Source organism: Streptomyces sp. NPDC001732 (genome assembly GCF_053596315.1).
The window spans coordinates 1-6,210 of record NZ_JBSFFY010000137.1; the positions used below are offsets into that span (position 1 = coordinate 1).

8 protein-coding genes and 1 pseudogene are annotated in these 6,210 nt (G+C 68.6%); 7 read left to right on the forward strand and 2 right to left on the reverse strand.

Features of this window, described 5'->3' with window-relative positions; translation table 11 throughout:
* The 5 genes from ACWCXX_RS40240 to ACWCXX_RS40260 all read left to right on the forward strand — a co-directional run.
* A partial coding sequence (locus ACWCXX_RS40240; protein WP_451136150.1) for an IS630 family transposase occupies positions 1–562 on the forward strand: 562 nt, incomplete at its 5' end.
* Between the two features lie 70 nt (positions 563–632).
* On the forward strand, positions 633–1,286 hold the full coding sequence (locus ACWCXX_RS40245; RefSeq protein WP_451136152.1) for a GOLPH3/VPS74 family protein: 654 nt from the start codon (positions 633–635) through the stop codon (positions 1,284–1,286).
* A gap of 21 nt (positions 1,287–1,307) precedes the next feature.
* Positions 1,308–1,520, forward strand: a complete 213-nt coding sequence (locus ACWCXX_RS40250; RefSeq protein ID WP_451136164.1) for a hypothetical protein — start codon at positions 1,308–1,310, stop codon at positions 1,518–1,520.
* A 230-nt stretch (positions 1,521–1,750) separates the two neighbouring features.
* A complete protein-coding gene (locus ACWCXX_RS40255) occupies positions 1,751–2,428 on the forward strand; it encodes a hypothetical protein (RefSeq protein ID WP_451136154.1) in 678 nt (225 codons plus the stop codon).
* Positions 2,425–3,081: a Fic family protein gene (locus ACWCXX_RS40260; protein ID WP_451136156.1), complete on the forward strand. Its 657-nt coding sequence runs from the start codon at positions 2,425–2,427 to the stop codon at positions 3,079–3,081. Before ACWCXX_RS40255 ends, ACWCXX_RS40260 begins: the two co-directional genes overlap by 4 nt.
* Positions 3,082–3,202: 121 nt before the next feature.
* On the opposite strand, the gene ACWCXX_RS40265 is transcribed toward ACWCXX_RS40260, so the two are convergent.
* Both ACWCXX_RS40265 and ACWCXX_RS40270 read right to left on the reverse strand, forming a co-directional pair.
* Positions 3,203–4,348: a CU044_5270 family protein gene (locus ACWCXX_RS40265; RefSeq protein WP_451136158.1), complete on the reverse strand. Its 1,146-nt coding sequence runs from the start codon at positions 4,346–4,348 to the stop codon at positions 3,203–3,205.
* Positions 4,345–4,908, reverse strand: a complete 564-nt coding sequence (locus ACWCXX_RS40270; protein ID WP_451136160.1) for an RNA polymerase sigma factor — start codon at positions 4,906–4,908, stop codon at positions 4,345–4,347. The genes ACWCXX_RS40265 and ACWCXX_RS40270 overlap by 4 nt, the downstream gene beginning before the upstream one ends.
* Before the next feature lie 198 nt (positions 4,909–5,106).
* On the opposite strand from ACWCXX_RS40270, the pseudogene ACWCXX_RS40275 reads away from it, so the two are divergent.
* Positions 5,107–5,205 (forward strand): annotated as a pseudogene (locus ACWCXX_RS40275) (IS5/IS1182 family transposase); the annotation flags it as partial.
* Between the two features lie 546 nt (positions 5,206–5,751).
* Positions 5,752–6,210 (forward strand): transposase (locus ACWCXX_RS40280; RefSeq protein WP_451136162.1); only part of this gene is annotated, 459 nt, incomplete at its 3' end.

The window sequence follows — 6,210 nt, forward strand, 5'->3', positions numbered from 1 at the left end:
GCTGGTCTTCGAGGACGAGGCCGGATTCTCCATGACGCCGCCGCAGGCGAAAACCTGGTCACAGCGTGGCCGGACCCCGGTGGTGCGGGTCCGAGGCCGTTCCCGCAGACGGATATCCATCGCGGCCCTGACCTGCTACAAGCCCGGCCACCGGTCCCGGCTGATCTACCGGCCGCGAAGGGACGACGGCCGCCGCGACGGACGCAAGAGCTTCTCCTGGCGCGACTACCGGGACCTGCTGATCGCCGCCCACCAGCAGCCCGGCGGCCCGATCGTCCTTGTCTGGGACAACCTGAACGTGCACAAGGCCGCCGGCCTGCGGGAGTTCGCCGCCTCCCGGGACTGGCTGACCCTCTGCTACCTGCCGCCTTACGCACCCGACCTCAACCCCGTCGAAGGGATCTGGTCCCTCCTGCGACGCGGCTGGCTCTCCAACGTCGCCTTCAGCACCCCCGACCACCTCGTCCAGCGCATCCGACGCGGTCTACGCCACATCCAGTACCGCAGCGACCTCATAGACGGCTGCCTCGCCGAGACCGGCCTGACCATCAGATCCGCCTGAGCGAGGACACGACATCACGAGTTCAACCTCAGTAACCGGACGGATCACAGTCGGCCCCCGGTAGATTGAGGTGACAGGCTCCCAGCACGTCGAGGACCGCCGCCTGAGCAATGTCCTGCGCAGCCTGAGCGCGACGGCTCCCCCGCCCAGCCTCAGGGACTGGCTGCGCCGGACACCGCGCTCCCTGACCATCGAGTACCTTTCCCGGCTCGAGGACCAGAAGGTGGTCCGTGTCCGCAGGTGGCGCGACCCCGGTGGCCGTGCCCGCCACGACATTCTCTTTGTCGACCTGCCGCGCCGCCGGGCGCTGCTGGCCCGTCTCGACAGCGTGGTCCGCCCCGGCTCCGCAATGCCGGAGGCCGCCCACAACACATCTCTTGCCCTGCTCGTCCAGGCTGCGGGCCTGGCTCCTGCCGCCTATCCAGGCTTGCGGGGTATCACCGGTCGCCGCCGCTTGGCAGCCCTCTCCGCCCCTGCCCCTTTCATGCCCGCCAGCGCCAGAACTTCCCTGGACGCCGACGCGGAACTCGCAGCTGCGCTGACCACCGGTGCCGACGCTCTCACCCGCCAACTCCTCGGCGAGCTGAGCGACCTCTACGCCGACTTCACCACCGGCGGCCACAGCCTCGCCCACGGGCTGGACCCGGGCAGTTGGTCCGAGGGAGGCACTGCCGGCACCGGCCACCACAGCAGCGGGCACGGAAACGGCAGCCACGGCGACTGATAAACACCAACAAGCGAAGGCGTGCGGACGCGAGGGGCCTGGGGGAAGCGTCGTACAGCGGGCAGCGGCGGCCCGACTCCACGACTGCGGGCCGGGGAGCTGGAGGAGCGGCGCAAGACCCTGCTCGACCTGCCGGAGGCCGGGATGGTCTGGGAGCCCTGCGAGGAAGCGTGGGAGAACAAGCTCGCCGTGCTGCGCTCGTACCGGCCTCCGCGAAACCGACGAATTCGCTGAATCTCGGAGAGCTCTGCCTGGGAACTGGTGGCGATACTGCCTCTATGGTGTTGAGCCTGACGTGGGTTCGCTCGCTACGGCTGGGGCTGTTCACGAGTCGGTCTGAGCTGGGTGAATCGCCAGCTCTGAAGATCACTTCCCGTTCGATTGAAGATCGTTTCTCAGTGGTGTGACACCTCCGCTCCGTATTGCGTTGGAGTTCGTACAGGTGAGCACGGCAGAGTGGCGTGGTGAGCGAACTGTGGGCACGCACCCTGACCTGGGCAGAAGTCGATCCGTTGCGACACCCGTTCGAGCTGGACGAGGATGCGGCGGAGGCATTGGCCGATCGTGTCGCACCCTTGCTGCGCAGCCCTGAGGCCGTCGAAGAGCACTGGTGGCGCTCGCTGGACCCCGTCACCGAGTTCCTGGTGAACCGGTACGGCCGGTGGGCCTGCGGTTGGAACTGGTCGGTGGGTGAGGGCGACACCGACGGCGGGGTCGTCGACGTGTGGTGCTGCGCCCGCCACTCCGGGACGACGGCGGACACGACCGCCCCGGTGGCCGTCGCAGCCCTGCTCGAGTGGCGTGACTGGATCGAGGATTTGGCGGAGCGCTTCTCCGCCTTGGCGCCGCCATCGCACTCAGCGGTGTCCCTGTCCTCTGTGGATCCCTGGCATTGGGAGCGCGCGTGCACGCGGCTGGTGACCGTGGTGGCCGACAGGACGCGGGCCGAGAGCGGCCGGTACGGGCACTGCAAGCAGGTCCTCGGATGGTTCCTCGCCTACAACGGCATCGACGAGGAACGAGCCCGGGAGATCGTGGAAAGCGCAGTCGGCGGCCGATTCGGCAGCTGGATCGCACCGGACGTCGTAGCGGTCGACACGGTGAGTTCGCGGTTCGCCCGGACCGTGGACGGAAACCGATGACGTCCGGCCCCGGCCACCATCGGGACGCGCTCGCCGACTGGCTGCGCATTCGCACACAGATCTCTTGGCCGTGCTGGAGTGGCGCTCGCCCCGGCGCGGGAGCACCGGCATACGACGGCTTCCGGGACTTCTTCACCACCACACGCGGCAGCCGCGACGCCGAAGGGACCAAGCAGATCCTGACCGCCCTCGACCTGGCCCTCGCCGACGCGGCACAGGGCAGACGGCTGAGCTTCGACCTCCTGGAGAACTGGCAGCGGACAGTCCTGCACCAACCTTCCGCCCCTTTCCGCACAGTGCCGGCCTTCGCGAAGGACGGGCGGGAACGCTATGGCCTGCCACCCAACACTCCGGTGTGGTTCGAGCGCTGTTTGTCCGAGAGCACTCAACCGGACCTGCCCCTCCCCTCACGTGCCGCCCGGACCTACCTCGACGTCCTGTTCTTCCATCCGTTCGAAGACGGCAACGCCCGCGCGGCCATGCTGGCACTGGCCTTCGTCCTTGCCCGCGAAGGCGCCCCACTCGACCAGGTACACCCACTGCAAGCCACCCGCTGGGCCGACGACGCCGACGGCGCGGCCGATCTTGCGGTGCTGCTCGGGATCCTGGTCACCGCGGCGGAGCGCCGCCTGTCCAACGGAAGGCAGTCATGACCGAACGAGACGTCATTCTCAATGAACTCGCCCAGGGTGTCTGTAAGCTTGTCGTTTAACCTCGTCTGGGGCCGTGGGTTCAGCCTCCGAGGAGCCGACGGCCGCCGACGGTATCGAAGCCTCAGCGGGCCGGCTCGACACCCGGCTCCTCGACCGGAGCTGAGATCGGGCCCGGGTCCTCGGTGTCGGTGTCGAACGGCGGTGCCTTTTCGGTCCACTTCATCGACGTGACCGTCGTGTAGCTCTGCAGATCGCCCTTGCTCACCCCGTCACCGCTCCGGGTGGCCACCGTCTCGGTGCCAAGCGGCATGCCCGTGGACTTGTCGAAGATCAGGCGGATTTCGACGGGCCCGTGGGGGCTGGGGAGCGCGACGGCGTAGCCGGTACGGCCGGTGTGGTCCTTGACGTCGCCGAGGGAGCGCACGCCGGGTTCGGCGGCGAGGAGGCGGTAGGCGGCGGCGCGCAGGGCCGGGGTGGACGGGAGGGTCGTGGCGAGTCGGACGACTGTGTCGACGACGATCCCGTCGAGGATTTCCTTGGGGGCGTTGTAGTCCTTGTCGACCAGGGTGAACAGGCGCTTGCGGAGGGCCTGTTCATCGGTGGGGAGCGTGGCCAGGACGCGGAGCGGGATGTCGCCCATCGGGACGATGTCCCCGGTTCCGCCGGGGGCGTCGTGCTGGATCTCGCCCTTGCCGGCATAGGTGAGGGTCTCCCCCTCCAGGTTCCACGACGTGGGGGAACCGTCCGCCTTCCACGCCGCCTCGTCGGCCTTCGTGGCCGGACGTGCCCCCAGGTCCAGGGACTGCGACCACTGCTTGTTCTCGGCGGCGGCCGTCCAGTACCGGTGCTCGGTGCGGGCGGCGACGGTGTAGTGCTTGCCCGGGACCTTGTGGAGGGAACCGATGTGTTCCTCCACGTACCAGTACGTGCCGGAACCGGCCGGTTGCTGCTCGACGTGGGAGGCCGCAGCGAGAAGGATCTGGCTGCCGGAGCCCGAGGTCGCGGAGGGGGCGGGTCCTGGCTTCTCCGGCACGGTGTCGGTGATCACCACAGCCGCCACCGCCGCCGCGGTGGCCAGGGCGAGACCCGGGACGAGAGAGCGGCCCGCCCTCCGCGGCCGGGCGGTGGCGCGAGCCGTGCGCATCGCGCGCGGACGGCTCGTGAACGTTGCGAGCTCCTCTTCCCGGACCGCCGACGGCGTGGGACGGCCGGGGTCGAGGTGGGCGGGGCGGGCGGCTGTCAGACGGTGCAGGATGTCGTTCTTCACCGGGCTTCCTTTCCTACGGCGATCCGGACTCGGGTGGACACGCGCCGCACGTCTGCGGCCTCCTCCGTGGGTAGGGGGACCGACGCGGCCTGGGTGAGACGTCTGCGCGCCCGGTGCAGACGGACCCGCAGGGTGATGGGCGAGCAGCCGACCACCGCGGCTGCCTGTGCGGGGGTCAGGCCCTGCCACCCGGAGAGGATCAGCAGTTCCCGATCGTCCTCCGGCAGCGTGGCCAGCGCGTTGAGCAGCGCGTTGCGCTCGGATACCTCCTCGGCGATGTCCGCCTCGGCGGGTTCCGTCCAGGAGCGCAGCTCGGCGGCGAACGACGCGCGCCTGGCCTCCGCCCGGATGTTGTCCCGCAGGATGTTGCGGGCGACCGCGAGCAGCCATGGCAGCGGCGGCTCGGGGACGTCGTCCAGCTTGCGCCAGGCGACGGTGAACGCTTCGTTCACCACCTCATCGGCGACCTGTCGTCCCGCACGGCTGACCACGTAGGCCCACACGCGTTGCCGACAGCCGTCGTAGATGGCGGTGAAACGATCCGCGTCGTGATCGGGCACTGCCGCACCTCCTGTCCCTCCTGGTGTGCTCTGTCGTTGGGTAGTGGGCCGAACGGGCTGATCGTTACAGCGGCATGCCAGGAAATACGGCCGAGAGACGAGGCGTACGTCACATCAGGGTCCGCAGTCGCGCCCGACGTCCTCGCCGGAGCAGTCGAAAACATCGATACTTCTCCGGGGCACTGCGAGGGTGCGTCTGGAGTGGTGAAGGACATCACCGTCGAGGTGGTCCGCCGCAACCCGGACGACGAAGGCAAGGGCTTCGTCCCACAACCGAAGCGGTGGGTGGCCGCGCAGCGGGACGCGGAGAGGTGGGGGCGGCTGGTGCCCGCGCAGCGGCTGCTGTTGGAGAGCCTGGGGGTCGAACCGGCTGCGGAGGGGGCGGCGGCGGGTCGGGGGCACGATGCAAAGTGGGCGCTCGGGCTGACGGCAGCGCGGGCTTTCCATGCCCGTGAGGGGCACCTGAGGGGCCCGCGCAGAACGTGCGAGGACCGGCCGGCACTCAGCGCCACCGGTCTTTCAACAGACCTCGCACGGTCGGAGGTGTCGTAGGGATCACCACGGCACCGACCGGACCACGCACGTCCTGCCCGAGCAAACGCGCCGCCCCGGGCCTCTCAGAGGGCGTTTACGTAGGTCTATTCCGAAAAGCGGCTTTCATTGCTGACCCGCTTTGTGGTGGTTCGAGCGGCATGCGAGTTTCGTAGCTTCTCGCCGCTCGGAGCCTGCCATCCGTTTCGCTCACTTCTACCGCTGGAAGTCCGTCTGGTTTGAGGATGCGACAGAATCTCCCGATGATCGGCGGAACGGCACCTTCCGGGCCTCCCGTGTCAACGCTACGGCGTGAGCCAGCGCAAGCCATACCCCAGCGACCTGTCCGACGCTCGATGGGCCCTGATCGAGCCGACCCTGACGGTCTGGAGAAAAGCCCGGCTCGACCGCAGACCCACCGGCCAGCCGGCCAAGGTCGACCTCCGCGACGTATTCAACGCGATTCTCTACGTGAACCGCACCGGAATCCCCTGGAAGTACCTCCCGCACGATTTCCCGAACCACGGCACCGTCTACGCCTACTACGCAGCCTGGCGCGACGAGGGAATCTTCGCCCAGCTCAATTACGACCTGACGGCACTGGCCCGCGTGAAGGAGGGACGTAAACCAGAACCCACAGGCTCCGCCATCGACACCCAGAGCGTGAAGACCTCCCCCAACGCGCCTGTGACCAGCCAGGGAACGGACGCCGCGAAGAAGATTGTGGGGCGGAAACGAGGTATCCTCACCGACACGATCGGCCTGATCCTC